This window comes from Rhodococcus sp. IEGM 1306 (genome assembly GCF_036541985.1).
Classification (GTDB): domain Bacteria; phylum Actinomycetota; class Actinomycetes; order Mycobacteriales; family Mycobacteriaceae; genus Rhodococcus_F; species Rhodococcus_F qingshengii.
On the sequence record NZ_JAZHFF010000028.1, the window covers coordinates 1 to 15,374 of the forward strand.

General features: G+C 54.5%; 19 protein-coding genes. 3 read left to right on the top strand and 16 right to left on the bottom strand.

All coding sequences use genetic code 11. The annotated features are described in order from the left end of the window. Positions 1 to 254: 254 nt before the first annotated feature. From V3587_RS30195 to V3587_RS30225, 7 genes are all read right to left on the bottom strand, one after another. Complete coding sequence (locus V3587_RS30195) at positions 255 to 1,115, bottom strand: hypothetical protein (protein WP_283377689.1); 861 nt, start codon at positions 1,113 to 1,115, stop codon at positions 255 to 257. Positions 1,116 to 1,179: 64 nt separating this feature from the next. Then, positions 1,180 to 2,043 (bottom strand): hypothetical protein, encoded by an 864-nt coding sequence (locus V3587_RS30200; protein WP_283377688.1) that lies wholly within the window; start codon positions 2,041 to 2,043, stop codon positions 1,180 to 1,182. Positions 2,044 to 2,126: 83 nt separating this feature from the next. Beyond that, positions 2,127 to 2,540, bottom strand: a complete 414-nt coding sequence (locus V3587_RS30205) for a phage minor head protein (protein WP_283377687.1) — start codon at positions 2,538 to 2,540, stop codon at positions 2,127 to 2,129. Further along, entirely contained in the window at positions 2,512 to 3,855 is a 1,344-nt protein-coding gene (locus V3587_RS30210) for a phage portal protein family protein (protein ID WP_283377686.1), read from the bottom strand. The genes V3587_RS30205 and V3587_RS30210 overlap by 29 nt, the downstream gene beginning before the upstream one ends. 16 nt (positions 3,856 to 3,871) lie before the next feature. Then, positions 3,872 to 5,299, bottom strand: a complete 1,428-nt coding sequence (locus V3587_RS30215; protein ID WP_283377685.1) for a terminase family protein — start codon at positions 5,297 to 5,299, stop codon at positions 3,872 to 3,874. Further along, positions 5,250 to 5,801 carry a terminase small subunit gene (locus V3587_RS30220; protein ID WP_283377684.1) on the bottom strand — a complete coding sequence of 184 codons (552 nt, stop codon included), beginning with the start codon at positions 5,799 to 5,801 and terminating at the stop codon, positions 5,250 to 5,252. The genes V3587_RS30215 and V3587_RS30220 overlap by 50 nt, the downstream gene beginning before the upstream one ends. Positions 5,802 to 6,796: 995 nt before the next feature. After that, a complete protein-coding gene (locus tag V3587_RS30225) occupies positions 6,797 to 7,225 on the bottom strand; it encodes an ImmA/IrrE family metallo-endopeptidase (protein ID WP_283377683.1) in 429 nt (142 codons plus the stop codon). On the opposite strand from V3587_RS30225, the gene V3587_RS30230 reads away from it, so the two are divergent. Beyond that, positions 7,224 to 8,386 (top strand): IS3 family transposase gene (locus V3587_RS30230; RefSeq protein WP_085989961.1). Its coding sequence is split into 2 segments (ribosomal slippage): positions 7,224 to 7,508 and positions 7,511 to 8,386, totalling 1,161 coding nucleotides; the frame shifts between segments, so codons are not numbered across the junction. The genes V3587_RS30225 and V3587_RS30230 overlap by 2 nt on opposite strands. Here the strand turns inward: V3587_RS30230 and V3587_RS30235 are convergent. Genes V3587_RS30235 through V3587_RS30250 form a run of 4 tightly spaced genes read right to left on the bottom strand, consistent with a single transcriptional unit; the run spans position 8,374 to position 10,058 of the window. After that, positions 8,374 to 8,976: a hypothetical protein gene (locus V3587_RS30235; protein WP_283377682.1), complete on the bottom strand. Its 603-nt coding sequence runs from the start codon at positions 8,974 to 8,976 to the stop codon at positions 8,374 to 8,376. The genes V3587_RS30230 and V3587_RS30235 overlap by 13 nt on opposite strands. A 1-nt stretch (position 8,977) precedes the next feature. Continuing rightward, positions 8,978 to 9,235, bottom strand: a complete 258-nt coding sequence (locus tag V3587_RS30240; protein ID WP_283377681.1) for a hypothetical protein — start codon at positions 9,233 to 9,235, stop codon at positions 8,978 to 8,980. Then, a complete protein-coding gene (locus V3587_RS30245; RefSeq protein WP_283377680.1) occupies positions 9,232 to 9,690 on the bottom strand; it encodes a YopX family protein in 459 nt (152 codons plus the stop codon). Before V3587_RS30245 ends, V3587_RS30240 begins: the two co-directional genes overlap by 4 nt. Then, the gene (locus V3587_RS30250; protein ID WP_283377679.1) at positions 9,687 to 10,058 is read right to left on the bottom strand and encodes a hypothetical protein; all 372 of its coding nucleotides are present in this window, start codon (positions 10,056 to 10,058) and stop codon (positions 9,687 to 9,689) included. The genes V3587_RS30245 and V3587_RS30250 overlap by 4 nt, the downstream gene beginning before the upstream one ends. Positions 10,059 to 10,479: 421 nt before the next feature. On the opposite strand from V3587_RS30250, the gene V3587_RS30255 reads away from it, so the two are divergent. Then, a complete protein-coding gene (locus V3587_RS30255) occupies positions 10,480 to 11,448 on the top strand; it encodes a transglycosylase domain-containing protein (RefSeq protein ID WP_283377678.1) in 969 nt (322 codons plus the stop codon). Here V3587_RS30255 and V3587_RS30260 read toward each other — a convergent pair whose 3' ends face one another. Next, entirely contained in the window at positions 11,449 to 11,853 is a 405-nt protein-coding gene (locus tag V3587_RS30260) for a hypothetical protein (protein ID WP_125050760.1), read from the bottom strand. Between the two features lie 101 nt (positions 11,854 to 11,954). On the opposite strand from V3587_RS30260, the gene V3587_RS30265 reads away from it, so the two are divergent. Then, positions 11,955 to 12,185, top strand: a complete 231-nt coding sequence (locus tag V3587_RS30265) for a hypothetical protein (protein ID WP_283377677.1) — start codon at positions 11,955 to 11,957, stop codon at positions 12,183 to 12,185. Here the strand turns inward: V3587_RS30265 and V3587_RS30270 are convergent. From V3587_RS30270 to V3587_RS30285, 4 genes are all read right to left on the bottom strand, one after another. After that, positions 12,182 to 12,667: a hypothetical protein gene (locus V3587_RS30270; RefSeq protein ID WP_283377676.1), complete on the bottom strand. Its 486-nt coding sequence runs from the start codon at positions 12,665 to 12,667 to the stop codon at positions 12,182 to 12,184. The two genes, V3587_RS30265 and V3587_RS30270, sit on opposite strands and share 4 nt — an antisense overlap. A 125-nt stretch (positions 12,668 to 12,792) precedes the next feature. Further along, positions 12,793 to 13,998 (bottom strand): RtcB family protein, encoded by a 1,206-nt coding sequence (locus V3587_RS30275; protein WP_283377675.1) that lies wholly within the window; start codon positions 13,996 to 13,998, stop codon positions 12,793 to 12,795. A gap of 35 nt (positions 13,999 to 14,033) precedes the next feature. After that, positions 14,034 to 14,564: a CAP domain-containing protein gene (locus tag V3587_RS30280; protein ID WP_283377674.1), complete on the bottom strand. Its 531-nt coding sequence runs from the start codon at positions 14,562 to 14,564 to the stop codon at positions 14,034 to 14,036. A 1-nt stretch (position 14,565) separates the two neighbouring features. Then, positions 14,566 to 15,021: a hypothetical protein gene (locus V3587_RS30285; RefSeq protein WP_283377673.1), complete on the bottom strand. Its 456-nt coding sequence runs from the start codon at positions 15,019 to 15,021 to the stop codon at positions 14,566 to 14,568. Positions 15,022 to 15,374 lie beyond the last annotated feature (353 nt).

Here is a 15,374-nt window from a genome sequence, read left to right on the forward strand (position 1 = left end):
CCGGGGCGGCCGAGCCCGCAAGCACTGGATCGGAGGTTGCTTGAAACTCCCTCATCCACAGGAATTGACAATATCTCCGAAGTCACCATGCCACAGTGTGTGCCAATCTCCAGCACGCAGCAATTCAATGGACGATGGGGCGTTACCTTTAGCGTCTGCCTTGATTGAAATCTTATCTGCTACAAAATACTTGGTTGCCATATGTCGTTAATATCAGGCAGTCTCCATCAATTGTCAACACAGATTCAAACAAATTAGCGTCCAATGTTCTGGATTGCCTCTGCGACTGCCGGATCGTTTGGCCTGTACGAAGCCTTTAGAATCCACGACTGAGCGCCGTCCGACGATCGAAGCAGCTCGAACAGTGACAAATATTCTTTACCATCCTGAACGCCCGTGTTCCGAATTATTGCCGCCCCACCCGACCCAACATTTAAATCCATGAACTTCTCGCTCACGATCCTCGGGTAGCTATTTTCAGACGCCTTGAAGACAGAGAGTATTCCACCTTTACCGTTACCGATTTGCGCAGAGAGCGTTGCGTAATTCGGATGATCCGGATCTACTACGACGGAAAGCAGCTTACGACCCTCTTCATTGTCCTTGACCGTATCGCCCTGAACGGAAGCATCAAACACGTCAATCGCATATGCGTTGAGAATGTCCTGATCAGAGTAGTCGCTCTTATTCGATGGCAGTTGAGCATCAACCAGCGCAGCCTGTTCAGGGCTCATGTACTTGCGCATGATGGCAAGCGTGTCCGCTCTCCATCCGTCGAGTGTCCTAGCCAGATGGTTGATTCTCACGTTTGCATCGAGACTTCGAAACTCACTGGAATCCATAGCTTCAAGATCGGCAGTATCGTAACGAGTAACCGAGTTGACCGATCCGGCGGCACCTTCGACTGAAGCTGACTGACTATCAGAGCTTGCCATCGCGTCTTTGATTTCATCGACTTGACTTTTTCCGTAAAGCAACGTGCCGCCAAAGATGAGTGCGCCAACCACGACGACTGCTCCGATCGTCAGACCTACGATTTTCCCTGTGGACGCCCGATCGCCGGACGTGGAGTGCTCTTGCCGCTGGTTAAGGTTACCGTCAGAGTTATCGGACACAGTTTGACTCCTCGATCGGAATTTTAGATTTCGGACTATTTTTCAACGATTGAAATAGTGATCCTTACTGAACTGGCAGCGCTTCGATTGCTGCCCTCACTTTCGGATCACTAGGGTCGTATGCAGTTTTCAATAACCAAACATCGTTTCCATTGTCGGTCTTCCGAAGCTCGTAAAGAGATAAGAAGGCCTTGCCGTCTTCGACACCGCGTCCGAGTATTATTTCGGCACCAGACTCGCCTATAATTTCACCCATGAAGCTCTGATTTTTTATTCTTGGGTAGTTGATTGATGAAGCTTCATACACTGAAATGATTCCACCTTGTCCATTGCCAATCCTATTGGCCAGTTTATCAAACCCTGAGTTTTGTGGATCTAGAATTACCGACAAAAGTTTGCGTCCACGTTCAATTTCTTGCGCCGAATTTCCTTGAGCAGATGCATCGTAAAGATTAATTGAGTAGCTATTAAGTATGTCTTGATCTGTATACGAAGACTTATCTTCTGGAAGTGGCTGATTAACTAATCTTGCCTGTTCTGGCGATAAGTGTTTTTGCATGAAAGCTAGTGAGTCAGTGCTCCATTCATCGAGCTTACCCGCGTAGCGCCCGACACGAATGGAGGAATCTAGTACGCGGAAATCTTGAAGGCTCATTGCATCCAGCGCGTCGGAAGTGAATTCCACCGGACCCGTGGACGCCTTGGGAATAGCGCCACCAGATGTTGCTGACGGAGCCGAGCTGGCGATTGCATCTTTCAGTTCATCTACTTGACTCTTGTTGTAGAGAAACGCTCCACCAAAGATGAGCATTCCAACCACCAGGACTACGCCGAGAGTGATTGCCACCGTCTTCCCCGTAGAGGTCTGAGCTTTCGGAGTCGACTGACCCCGCGATTCTTCGAAGTTACCGTCAGTCTGTTCGGGCACGGCTCGACTCCTCAATGAGAGATATGGAGCTTGGACCTTATCGCACAAATCGACCCTTCGGTATCATCTGTTTGAGTGACACCTCAGTACTGGTAATACACACCGCAGCGCCCACGGACATGGCACGCAGGAAACATGAACTCATGTCCGTTGGTGAGCACGAACGGCTTATCGATGTCCACCGTCTGACCATCCGACGGACCGCACAATTTGCACGCCTCTGCCAGCGCTTCCAGAGTCTTCGTCTTGGCACCAGTCTCTACCGCGAAGTCGTAACCCCCACGGCCGTAGGCGTTCACACTCTCCGTCTGCGCGATCATCTCGGCTCGTACAGGGTTGTTCACGACGGTCTTGATGCGTTCGATAGTTCCGGTGACATCCTCTCCCCTGGCGATCGACTGTTTGATCGCTTCTCGGATGAGCTTGCGATTCGTCTCCGTCACCTGGCTCACGAGTGTCGCTACCTGCTCACGGGCAGCTACAAGCACGGTTAGCATGGGCAAGGACAGCAGAGGCTTCGAGCTTCTTGGGCTCAGCGTCGCCATCCTTGATCTCTGTCTTTTCAGGTTGCTCCGGCTCGACCTTGGACTCTGACTTCACCTGTTCCCGCGGCTGATCTTTGATGTCTTCCGGCATGTCAGGGAAGCGCAACACCTTGCGAACGTGCTCTTCATCTTGATCAGTTGGAGTAAGTAGTTTCGAGCTGGTCATCTTCGCCACCGCCTCGGTAAGTTCCTGGACGTTCTCTTGACCGATCTGGCCGACCTTCCACTTCGGGTAGTCGGTGACGTTGAAGTTCATGTCGACGATGGCCTTGACCACCTTGTCGTTGATCCGAGCAGCTATCTGTGAAGCGATGGCCTGGTCTTGAAGCTCAAGTAGCCGGCGTTGGTCAGTCGATGCAGAGTACGAGCCACTTGATCCAGCTGAACCAATGTCGATGTACTGCACTGCCATGTTCTTCAGGATCTGGCGATCGTGGTGGGAGATTGATTCCTTCGGATCAGCTGTCGTGTTTGCCATCATGTCCATGAAGTTGATGTCCCAGCCGTCCGGCTCCTCGATGTAGGCGCGCTCGTTTGCTCGCACGTTCTGTGCTGCTGCTTTCGCCTCTTCGCGCATCGCTGGCGTAGCGCCCTTCGGATACTTGATCTTCACGACGCCTAACGCCTGACGCTCATGCTTGACCGCATCGATTTGGTAGAAGGTCTTCTTGTAGTACCAGTTCTGGTACGCCGAACGCAGGATCGAGACACCCTGCCAGTTGTCGCCCTCTTGTTGATGGGTGAGGACTAAGAGCTTGTCATCGGGGATTGAAACCGCAGTGCCATCTGCTTTGCGTTGCACGATCCCTGGAGTGCCGTCCTCTTGCGTCCACTTCTCGATCGTCGTCTGCTTCCGGTAGGCGATCTTCACCAACACCACACGATCGACACCGTTGACGTTCGCCCAGTCAAAGACGAGTTCGAACACCGAGAAACCGAAGTCGAGCATGGTCAGAGCCTCGGTAAGGATCGCTTTCCAGTTGAGCACCTGATTGAAGTTGTAGTCGATGAGTTCAGCGGCAGCAGTGTCCTGCTCATCCTCTCCCCCAGATTCAACGCTCCACTCAGCGGCAACGATCGGCATCTTCACCGCCATCAAACCCGCATGAACAGTGGCGTCACCACGACGCATCTCTTCGATCGTTCGCATCAGAGCACGGCCACGAAGCTCTGGTCGATACTCGTCACCAGTAATGATGCCGTTCAAGATCTGAACGCCAGAGTCCCCGAGTTCTAGTGGATTCTTCTTGGAAGTGCCTTTTGCCATCTACCTTCAATGTAAATCAGAACGATGAGCCGAACAAGCCCGAAGTGATTGGGGCACTTGGATTTCTGCCGCTTTCGTCTTGAGCTGGGAAAGCTTGCACCGGCCTGAGCGCAACATAGAGCGCCATGATCACCGCGTCGAAAAGGTCCGGGCTAACCCCGAGCCGCTTCTTGATCTGCTCCTTGCTCTCCACCTTCAAGACTTTGTTCGTCGTGTCGTAGTTGTGGTACGTCGCCTCCTTTTGAAGTTCCTTCAGGTACGGACAACCCTTGAAGTGCTTGATGATTCCGAGATCGATGCCACGGGCGTACAGGTAGATCATCTGAGATCGGAGGTTGTCGAAGTTAAGGGGAATATCGTCACCAGGCAATGAGACTCGCGGATCTGGGGCAGCGCCGCTCATGAACTCGTAGGGATGCATACCAAGCTTGACGAGATCGCCAACCATTCCGCCGCCCAGACCCACGGCGTCCACCGCAGTATTGTCCATGCCGTATTCGTTCTCGCTGGCATCTTCAATCAGCATGTCCGCCTGGTCGGGCAATTCCACGCGGACGTTCTTCTCCTTGAAGATCTTCAAGTCAGCAACAGTCGTTCCGTACAGAAGACCGCGCACCGAACGATCCACACCCTTCCATGCAACGTCGTAGCCGGCCGATCTGGTGGCATCTCGATCGAGGTCATCGACCATTGACTCAGCCCACTGACGTGATTTGAACAGAGAGTTCGACTCGTCTGCATAGTTCCAGTTGTTGTAGAGATAGCGCTGCGTCCAGTACTCCGGATTGGTCATCAGAGCTGCGATATCTTGTCGTGACTGCCACGAATCTTCGAGGCCAAACTCGATCACCACAGTGCCGGATGGGAGTGTGCCCTCCTTCCACGGGTCGTAGATCTTCTCCTTCACCCATCCGTCATTCGGGTTGAGCGTCAAGATCGACAGTGACGGTTGACCGTTCTCGTTTCGGCGTCCTCGGCGGGACGTTGCCTGCAGGAACATCTCGTAGTCGAACTCATCCACCTCATCTAGGTGGTTGCCAGTTGCGTTGATGCCCTTGATCTTTTTGCCGCCACGGTCCTTGGTTGGGTCGGCCTCGCGGAAATGGATCACCGACCCGTTGTTGAACGTGATTCGGTAGGGCTTCTGTGTGTAGGTGAAGTCCTTGCCCTTCTCCAAGCCCATGCGCTCAGCCATATCGAGGTACGAAGGAATAACCGTCTCCACGGCAGTTGATTGGTTGACACGGAAGACCGGCCACCGAGACTTTGGGAACTGGTGACAGATCGAGAGCACAAGGTGCGCAGCTACATCGGTCTTGCCTGTCCCGACTGATCCCAGTAGAACAATCGTGTCCACCTCTGGACGGTTCGCTGCTTCGATTACCTCAAGCTGCTTAGGCTTCAGTTGCAACGGCATCGTCGGCGTCTCGCGGCTTAATCGCACTCACGTACACCGTAGGTGCTGCGATCTTCTTGCCGAGCGACGTGTGATCAACCTGCGACTGATCGCGCCAGCCATCGTTGTTCTTCAACCAGAAGATCCCCGCCGCAGCAGGGGTCTCACCCTTCATAAGACGGCGCTCGACATCAGCCGCGATTCGACGCTTCGCCCCTTTTACAGTGGAGGAAAACGTCGCGCCAGACTCGTCAACATCCTCAGCTTTGAGGTCGTGCATCCCGGCCTCGTAGTCGTTCAGTACATCCCGTGTCGTTTCGAGGGCGTAGGCCAGCCCGTTCACCGTGTACGGCTCGCGATCAGTGAAGTACTGCTCTTGTTCGACGTACTGAGTGCCGTCAACGCGTTTGACGAAGATCGATCGGGTCGAGAGGTGCGAGTCGCAGTTCCCGAAGTAAGCCTCGATCTTCTGAGACAGTTCTTCTACCGACTTGAACTTGAGTGGCCGTCCACCCTTGTTCTTTTCTTCTTGAGGGGTTTGTTCTTCCATATGAGACTAGTTTAAGACAAATGCGGGCATAAGTCACGAAAGTTAATTGGCCCGTTCCGATCATGTCGACACACAAACACTGGTACAGTATCGCCATGGAAAGAGACTATGGCAACGAAGAGATATCGATGAGTGCCCAAAGATATATTATCGGCAAACGGAGATTTCATCTAGGGTTAGACCCATACCTTGCGATATCGATAACACTTGGCCTCGGAGTCCTATCCGCGAGCCTGGTGGTTGCGCTGGAACTGAAAGCGTATCTCTTTTCAAACCCCGCAGCTTTATCGCTTTGGCTTGTAAGTGTGACTTTATCGTTGGTTGTTATACTTCACGGACTCGCCAGGCATAATAGCGGAGTACAGGAGAGAATTGATTACTTGACGGCTCTAGAAAGATACGATAGGCAGTACGCAGAGTACCGTGAATCCCTGGAATATCAGCATGAGTCTCACAATCTGCAATTACAAGGAACGCGTCGTCGCCACCGGTTAGATTCCTACAACGAGGCCCCCTCCACATCTAGCGATTCGGGGGCGTGGCGTGACTAGCACTAACCACCCTGGGGTGTCCCCAGACCCGGAGATGGGAGGAGCGTACGCACGTATCGCGCCGACTCCGACTCGCATACCGCCGCCGACGCCGCCACCAAGTCAGACCCCCGACGACGCGCCACCTGTTGCACCTACTCAGCCGACGCCGCCCGTACCGCCAGCGCTTCCGACTCAATCGGGTTCACTTCTAGACAGGGTGGTCGTCCCGATTACGATCGCCGTGATTGCTGGCGTCTTTGGAGTGTTGGCCGCACTCGTTGCTGGAGCCGACAAACCCGAACCACTGAACTGCATGGAACAACGACAGCAAGCGCTGCAAATTAGCGCGCAATATCCCGGCTTCCGCCTATCTGACGGAGATCCAGCTCAGACACAGTGCAGTATCAACCAACTGCTCGAATTGAAATGATGACGTCAGCTGATCTTTCAGATTGCGGGAGATCAGCTGACGTTATCAAGGCCCGCCCTCAGGATCTTGTCCGTCGTGCTGAACACCGCACGGATCGCCTTGTCGTCAGGCTTTTCGCCGCTCAGCCAGGACTGGACATAGCCTCGACTGACTGAAGCATCCATCTGATCGGTAGCTCCTAGCTCGTTGAGAACTAGGTAAGCCGTTGCCTCAGCTTGGAACTCAGCGATCCCCCTGTGTTGGGTGTACTCAGCGTGAGCGTCTGCTGCTGTGTGTCCGAGGACTACATGTCCGAGTTCGTGCATCAGTGTTTTGAACGGGTAAGGGGCTACGGGGGATACGGCGACGTTGCGCTCGTAGGAGTAGCCGGCCACATTGCCATCAAGGCCTGGGTCTGCTGCACGGATAGGTGACATCTGATCTGTGGTGCCGAGAGGTGCCGCTGGAAGGATGTGCACCATGCCGAAGCCCTATCCCCGAGAGTTCCGTGAGGACGTTGTTCGGGTTGCCCGCAGTCGCGAGCCCGGAATGCTGTTGAAGCAGATCGCCGCCGACTTCGGGATCAGTGAATCCTGCCTGACGGGTTGGCTGAAAGTGGCCGATATCGAGGACGGAATCAAATCAGGAACTACCGGTGAGGACGTGGTCGAGAACCGGGAACTGCGCAAGCGAATCCGGTTGCTCGAGCAGGAGAACGAAGTCTTGCGCCGTGCTGCCGCCTATCTTTCCCAGGCGAACCTGCCGGGAAAATGATGTACCCGCTCGTTCGTGAGCTGGCCGAGGACGGCATTCCCGTCACGGTGACGTGCCGGGTACTCGAGATCGCTCGCCAGCCCTACTACCGGTGGCTGGCTGACCCGGTGACCGATGCCGACCTCGCGGAGGCCTACCGGGCGAACGCTCTGTTCAGGGCCCATAAGGACGACCCGGAGTTCGGCTACCGGTTCCTGTTCTACGAGGCTCGCGACGCCGGCCAGGTGATGGCCGAGCGCACAGCGTGGCGGATCTGCTCGAACAACGGCTGGTGGAGTGTGTTCGGCAAGAAACGCGGAAAAGCCAAGCGCCCGGGGCCTGCGGTCCACGACGACCACGTCCAACGCAACTTCACCGCCGATGCTGCGAATCAGCTGTGGCTGGGCGACATCACAGAGCATTGGACGAGCGAAGGCAAGCTCTACCTGTGCGCGTTCAAAGACGTATTCTCCAACCGGATCGTTGGCTACTCCATCAGCGATCGGATGAAGTCCCGGCTCGCGGTCGATGCGCTCGACAACGCCGTCGCCCGCCGAGATTTCGTCGCAGGCTGCGTGGTCCACACCGACAGAGGATCGCAATTTCAATCAAAAAAATTCGTCCGTGCTCTGAGCCGCCATCACATGGTCGGCTCGATGGGCCGCGTCGCTGCGGCCGGCGACAATGCCGCCATGGAGAGCTTCTTCTCTCTACTGCAAAAGAACGTCCTGGACCGCCGCCCCTGGCGCACCCGTGACGATCTCAGGATCGCGATCGTCACCTGGATCGAAAGGACCTACCACCGCCGACGCCGCCAAGTCGGGCTCGGCCGATTGACCCCCATAGAATACGAGACCATCATGACCACACCAGCCACTCAGGCTGCGTGACTCAACCTGTCACCTGATCGTGCAGCAGACCCGAACGTGAAGTCGGTGATGCTGCTCGCCTGTATGAGTTGATGGAATGGCGATCCGCTCTGCGCCTTGATGTGCTCCCACCAGCGCTGCATCAACCAACGTGTGGTCACGCCGATGTACTTCTTCCCGCTCGGCTTGTGGATGATCATGTAGACAGTCGCAGTGTTATAGCTATCTACCGTCGTCGCCTCGAAGCGGATGTTGTACTGCTTCTGGCACTCGCTAGAGCAGAACTCAGGTGAGCCGCCCATGCGAAACTTCGCCTTCTCGATCTTCGTATACGCGTTGAGGCACTCCCTGCACTTGTGCGGGGTCAACCAGATGTCATACCAGTAGTCGTTGAGTTCATGGATGCTAGTGATGAACCGTTCACCAGCAGGTACTTTCGACGTCATCTTCTCTCGCACCTTCGGCATGTAGTCGAAATCCTTCAGCACCAGCTCTTTGACATCAGCTTTGCTCTCGGCGTCGTAGATTTCGGTGAACACCCGCTCATGGGAGAGGCCGAAATTCTGGTCTTCGTGAAGCCGATCGGTGATGTAGACGTAGAACTTCGGCATGTCAGGCGCTCCCCTCCAAACTCCCCGCCAGAGATCCGAACGGATCATCAGACACGGCGACAGTCTGGGTACGAACCATCCACTCCTCACCCCAAAGCGCTCGACAGAAGTCGTGGTTCATCAGCAAGATCCCCAGTACTGCACGAGGTGGCATGTTCCACTGGTTAATCAGATCCATGGTTCCGAAGAGTGCAGGGTTGTCGTAGCCGTTGGTGTTGGCGAGTCTGATTGCAGCGCGGAGCGTTTGGGTTGGGGTCATGAGGTGACCTCCATTAAATGACCATGCTCGTGCACGTTGCCGATGACCTCACCACCGACTACTCGATGTCTAGTCACACGTCTGATCGAACCCGATCGCAGTTTGAGGTATGGACCGAGATACGGGCTTATCTTGACTTCACCTATCGCGTATTTGACAGACTCGCTGCCCAGATAACCAACGTCAGGCTCAGCAGGGTCGTCCTCGTCTGTCATGTACGGATGGCGAAGGATGTCTCCTTCATAGATCTCGACGCCGTTCTTATCCCTGAGTCCCGTGAACTGCGTGAGTACTAGGTCATCCATCGCGACGTGGCCCATATTCGACTCAATCGGCTCGACGGTCGCACAGTAGACACCACTTGCATTCAGGCGCAGATAGGTTTTCGAGGCAGCATCTAACGGCAGGAAGCGCTTGGAGGATTTTAGCCAAGCTCTAAGCTTGATATCACTCATGCCATCTCCCCCGCCCAGTCCTCGTAAGCAGCTTCGAGCTTCTGATAGTCAGCGATCACCTCTTCCTCAGACTTGTAGTCACCTACGTGAACGAAGCCATCGTCGGTTTCAACGAGGAGGTAGTGCCCGATTAAGGCAGACGGATCAGCGAGGCCGGCAGACTGCAGGGTTTCCTCGAAGTTGGTTGTCAGCTCTTGGAGTTCGGCTTCACTGTTACTGATCCTGGCGAAGTAACCAGTGGTAGATGTGGTGCCCACTGAGCTTTGGTTGGCCCAGCCTTCTAGCGAGAGGTGATGCAGGACTTCATCGCGAGGCGAGGAGCACTTGGTGCTGATGTACTCGGGTGTAGATGTCTTTTCTAGATTCATATATTCATGTTTCTCCTATGCAAATAACTATGAGCCAAAAGACCAATAAATGCAATAGCGAAATGATCAGACTTATCCACAGTTCTCAACTTTACTATTGCAATTCTTTAGACTTTGTGTTTAAATAAGTAACGTAATGATAGTTAAAACAAACGGTTCACTAGATATCCCCCTAACAGCAAATATCACCCTCACCCCGTACGTTCGCAAGTACGCGGATAAGATCGATTACTTGTTCACCCATCAGACGATGGACGGCTACACCCCCTCTTGGAATCGCTAACCCCACCTCGCGATTCTCTCCATTCCCCACCCCCGAAACTCGCTATCCCCTTTCTCGAAATCTCGCATAAAATGGGTCGAAATCCGCATTCGGCTATTTGTCCCGTGCGCGATTTTCCAGAGAATTGGGAGGCCACCCATGGATACCGCCAACACCACCGCTTTCGATAGGTCACGGGGTCTCTCCCTCGACGATCTCCTCCCCGAGTCTCAGCGGGTACATACACCGGAACCCGAGTACGAGATCTATGAGCCGGAACAGCCGCCGGCCACCCGCAGGCCTCGCCCCCGCTGGCGTCGATGGACGATGTACGTTGCACTCGTAATGCTCACTTCCCTAGTGCTTTCGGAGATGGTGACGCTCTCATACCGATGGTTCACGCCACCTCGAACGTCGTTCATGCTGCAAGACGAAGGCCCGATCGTTTACCAGTACGTCGATCTCGACCACGTCAGCCGATACATGATTGCGGCAGTGATCGCTCACGAAGATCAGCGACTTGGTATGCGAGCTGGTGGGTTTGAGATCAGCGACTTGACCTCTAAGGCAAGGGAATACATGAACGGCGATGCTGGAGTAGGTGGATCAACCATCCCCCAGCAGTTGGTGAAGAACATCTTCCTCTGGCCTGGACGTAGCGCTATCAGTAAGGGACTCGAAGCAGTTATGGCGACAGAGTTCAGCTACTCGATGTCAGATCAGCGGATCTTGGAGCTGTATCTCAACTACGCACAGTTCGGTCCTGGCCTGTATGGGGTGTGTGCTGCGAGTTGGTACTACTTCAACACCCCGCCATGGTTCATGAGCGAGTACAACGCCAACCAACTATCGGGAGTGCTCCCTCGACCCGCGTACATCGAACGTGCAGCAGACGGCGGAATCTACCTCGGCCCCGATGCCGATCAGCTCGCCATTGAGAAGGTGGACATTGCCGCGAGGTTCAACCCTGGCTCGATCGCTGCGCTTGGTGGTTGGGAGGGCACTGTTGCGACGGTGGGGATTACCGATTCCGCACTCGACCACGCGGAAGAGCGCGGCGAAGATTCATGCTCGACCATGCCTGACAGCGTTGCTGAGCGACTGGAAACTGAACTCGGCTCGCGATGATCAGTCACGAACGTCGTCAGCGATGCGAACAGACGCGTGGATGTCGTCATAGGTGTCAATCAGATCGTTGACGATCGACTGCAACCCACGGTTGACTTCCCGTTCCAGTGCATCGATATGTAGCTCGAAGAGAACTATCTGGTCCATCTCAATGACCGTCGCAACCAGCTGTCCTTCAGGTTCCAACGTGAGGTACTGACTGAACCCACGGCCGAGCTGCTCGGATCGATCCTCAAGAGTCGACGGGCCAATGAAGTAGCCAAGGTCGCTCAAGCAACGCCTGACGGATGCCATCGTTCGGTCGTACAACTCGTAGATCCCGATCTCTGAATCGAGTCCCATACTGATAAAGAGCCGGTGCATGATGTACTCCCGTGCGCTGATTGGTCCCACCAGCTTAATCACGACCGCGACAGGGTGATTGGTCGCAACAACTAGTAACAGATAACTGAGCGAGAACCCGTGGCACCGGCGTTGCTGACGGTGTGCCGTGGTAAGACTTCACAATGAAATGGCTCCTGATCGTGGTCTTGATTGTCGGTATCTGCGTCACGATTGCTGGCGCTGGCGGCATCTTCGAGTCACTGAACAAGCCAGCTAAGAAGGGTTGGTTCGAGTCTGACGCGAGCTTTGCCGACAAGAAGGCAGCAAAAACATCGGATCTCCAGCTCGGCATCAAGATTATGGTCGTCGGCTTGGTGCTTGCGATCGGTTCGGGAGTCGCTCTCGCCCTCTAGACGTTGCGGACTAGTTCAGGTGCGCTCTCGCTGCGCTGGTCGATGTAGTCGCGCCAGTACTCAGGACGTGGGCAGTAGTTGAAACGAAGGTTAGTCTCGGTGCCTGCAGTTTGAATGAGAAGATGGCCGTAACCACCAACGAACGCCAACGGTCCCCCGCGCCGCACGTTGAGGTCTTCGATCTCATTCCAATCGCAGTGTGTCTCGCTGCTGAAGAACAGACTCCCCCAGTTCTTGATCGTCACGCCGCTGTCGTTGAGTGTCATCGAGTGGAGGTTGTAGACGATGGCGGTCACTGCTGTGGAGATCAGGACGACGACGCCCATCAGCTGGAGGATTGCAATCGGTGTCGTATCCCGTGGATTCTGGGTGTGGAGGAAGTACGCCAGTCCATAGATGAATCCAGCGATCAGAAGTCCGACCAGAATCAACCCAACTAGGCCAAAGAGACTGCGCCGGACGATGATTGGTTGACTAACCATATGTTCTTAACGTACGACAATGCCTGAAATATGTCACTAGGAACGCACAGAAGGCCGCTCGTGGGGTTCGAGCGGCAAAGATGGGTGTGCGGTCGTGTTTGAAATATCAGGTGCCGTGGAGCGGATCAGTCGCCCTTGACGTTCACGATCTGACGCAGGGTGTGTCGAATCTCCACCAAGTCCTTGGCATCTTCCATCACAACGTCAATGTCCTTGTATGCGCCAGGGATCTCGTCGAGGAACGCCTCGGAGCGGTTGTATTCGATACCGACCATGGCCCTGTCGAGGTCTTCAATCGTGAACGTCTTCTTCGCTTTGTTCCTCGCATAGATACGTCCTGCACCGTGCGGGCTGGACTTGAACGACGGAACATTGCCCTTACCGACCACGACGTAGCTGGCAGTTCCCATTGAACCGGGGATCAAGCCAGGTGTGCCGACATCAGCTTTGATCGCACCCTTCCTACTGAGCCAGACATCCTGACCCATGTGGTGTTCTTTGGCAGTGAAGTTGTGGTGGCAATTGATGCGTTCAAGTGACGCAACTGGCGCGGGGATCGTATTCCAGTCTTCGTCTACCTCTCCGTCACCCATAAAGTGCGCGAAGTCCTTCACTACGCGGTCCATCATCTCTTCGCGATTGAGCAGCGCGAAGTGCTGCGCCCAGTTGAGATCTTCGATGTACGAGGCGAACTCGGGTGTCCCCTCAACCAAGTAGGCGAGATCGTCGTCGGGTAGATCGACATACCAACGCTTGCAGAGCTTTTGTGCGATCGCGATGTGATGCCTGGCGATCTGATTGCCGATCCCTCGGCTCCCGGAGTGTAGGAACAGCCAGACAGCATCAGTCTCGTCCAAGGTCACTTCGATGAAGTGATTGCCTGATCCGAGCGTTCCTAGCTGGAGTCTCCAGTCGTTCTTGAAGCCGTCGTAGAACGGCAGCTTCTCGCCGGCCATTTCTTCCAGTTCGGCAACGCGAGTTTTGGCCGTGTCAGTCAGTGTGCGGTTGTAAGCACCGGCTGAAAGTGGAATTGACCGCTCGATGCCGTGTCGTAGAACGGACAGGTTGCGTCCGTCAAGATCCGACTTCTTGAACTGCGTCTTCACTGCGATCATCGCGCAGCCGATGTCCACGCCAACTGCTGCTGGCATGATCGCACCCTCAGTCGGGATCACTGATCCAACGGTTGCGCCTGCGCCAAGATGGGCATCAGGCATGAGTGCGAGGTGAGGTTGAACGAAGGGCATCTCTGCAGTGCGTTCAGCTTGCTCACGAGTGTTGTCTTCGAGGATTGACGCCCAGTTCATGAGCTTGTTTGATAGTTTCTTCATATTACTTGGTTCTCCGTATTTAGTTGTTGTTCTTACTATTTCGATGCGATGTGCTGCACAGTCACCGTCGTCGTCTTCCCCTGCAATGTCCCGGCCTTCTGGCAGATCCCTTGATCTTTGAAGTCTCCAAGTACGTTCTCTCGGTGAGATGGACTGTTCATCCAGGCAGCAACAAGACTCGCATCATCAGGGTATGACTTCGCAAGGTTCTCCCCCGCAGTTGTGTAGCGGTAGCCGGCCTTTTCGATGAAGGTCCAGGGAGTCACGCCATCTGGTGAGGTATGTGCCCAATAGTCCTGTGCGAGCATGTGGTCCGCTTTGCCACACGCGCTCGATCGAAGTGTGTCGCTTGTTGCGAAGGGTTGTTTTCCTGCTTTGGTTCGCTCGGCGTTGACGAGGGATTCGAGGGAGTTCGGATTGATGGCGCTGGTCGAGACAGCTGCCGGTTCAGCCAATGACGGTTCAGATTTGAATTGCGCATCCAAAAGTCCCCAGAACCCGGCTATCACTAGCGCGCAACCGCACAAGAGACCCACATACACCAACCCCAAGAGCAGATTCTTCATCTTAGACTTCCTCTTCCACGACCACCGTCCACTCACCATTCCCCGAAACATCGAGGTAGTAGCCGCCAGAACCCTTGTACATCAACGTATCTCCACTTACTGGAGCCATGGTGACCTCAGGGATTCCACCGTGTTTGTCGAGAGACTTACCCTCTGCCATCACGTAGATGTTCACAAACGGGCTGTACTCACCGTTCACTGTGTAAGTGATCCGTTGCTTGGAGCTGTTCAGCTGGAAGATGTCACTGCGCTTGCTTGTCGAGCCGGATAGCTCGATCACCTTGTGCCAGGACTTCTGTTGCGCGGGTGCTGGTGTCGAGGTTTCAGTTGGAACTACGAGGCCAGTTGGTTGGTCACTCTTTTGAGTGAAGGCTGCGACGGCGATGAAGGCGATGATTACTAGTAGAAAGACTACGAGGCCGCGACGGTTCTTATTTGGTTGATCGTATGAACTCATATTGCATTGATTCCTGCTTATTTACTATGAAAATAACTATGAGCCAAACTAATCAAAAATGCAACAGTGAAACTATCCTGGCCTGTGGAAAACTCTTGCGTTACCCTGCACAATCAGACGAATGACCACAGGCCAGGAGTGACTGCACTCGTTCAGCAATAGCTCGCGTAGTCCGCCGCAGCTGAACTCTGACGCGAAGCACTTTCTGAATCGTCAAGCATGATGAACCTCAGTACAAGGCATTCATCTTCGCTGTATGTGACTCCCGTGGTGTATTGAGGTTCACCCCGGATGGTGGACACCGAGATAGCGGGACCGAGGGTTCCGCTGGGAGGATGTCCTCATGTCCCGCA

Excerpts from the sequence above, each read along its gene's own strand:
- V3587_RS30205 (WP_283377687.1), bottom strand. The coding sequence starts at position 2,540 with ATGCTAACCGTGCTTGTAGCTGCCCGTGAGCAGGTAGCGACACTCGTG.
- V3587_RS30210 (WP_283377686.1), bottom strand. The coding sequence starts at position 3,855 with ATGGCAAAAGGCACTTCCAAGAAGAATCCACTAGAACTCGGGGACTCT.
- V3587_RS30220 (WP_283377684.1), bottom strand. The coding sequence starts at position 5,801 with ATGGAAGAACAAACCCCTCAAGAAGAAAAGAACAAGGGTGGACGGCCA.
- V3587_RS30225 (WP_283377683.1), bottom strand. The coding sequence starts at position 7,225 with ATGGTGCACATCCTTCCAGCGGCACCTCTCGGCACCACAGATCAGATG.
- V3587_RS30235 (WP_283377682.1), bottom strand. The coding sequence starts at position 8,976 with ATGCCGAAGTTCTACGTCTACATCACCGATCGGCTTCACGAAGACCAG.
- V3587_RS30240 (WP_283377681.1), bottom strand. The coding sequence starts at position 9,235 with ATGACCCCAACCCAAACGCTCCGCGCTGCAATCAGACTCGCCAACACC.
- V3587_RS30245 (WP_283377680.1), bottom strand. The coding sequence starts at position 9,690 with ATGAGTGATATCAAGCTTAGAGCTTGGCTAAAATCCTCCAAGCGCTTC.
- V3587_RS30250 (WP_283377679.1), bottom strand. The coding sequence starts at position 10,058 with ATGAATCTAGAAAAGACATCTACACCCGAGTACATCAGCACCAAGTGC.
- V3587_RS30255 (WP_283377678.1), top strand. The coding sequence starts at position 10,480 with ATGGATACCGCCAACACCACCGCTTTCGATAGGTCACGGGGTCTCTCC.
- V3587_RS30265 (WP_283377677.1), top strand. The coding sequence starts at position 11,955 with ATGAAATGGCTCCTGATCGTGGTCTTGATTGTCGGTATCTGCGTCACG.
- V3587_RS30270 (WP_283377676.1), bottom strand. The coding sequence starts at position 12,667 with ATGGTTAGTCAACCAATCATCGTCCGGCGCAGTCTCTTTGGCCTAGTT.
- V3587_RS30275 (WP_283377675.1), bottom strand. The coding sequence starts at position 13,998 with ATGAAGAAACTATCAAACAAGCTCATGAACTGGGCGTCAATCCTCGAA.
- V3587_RS30280 (WP_283377674.1), bottom strand. The coding sequence starts at position 14,564 with ATGAAGAATCTGCTCTTGGGGTTGGTGTATGTGGGTCTCTTGTGCGGT.
- V3587_RS30285 (WP_283377673.1), bottom strand. The coding sequence starts at position 15,021 with ATGAGTTCATACGATCAACCAAATAAGAACCGTCGCGGCCTCGTAGTC.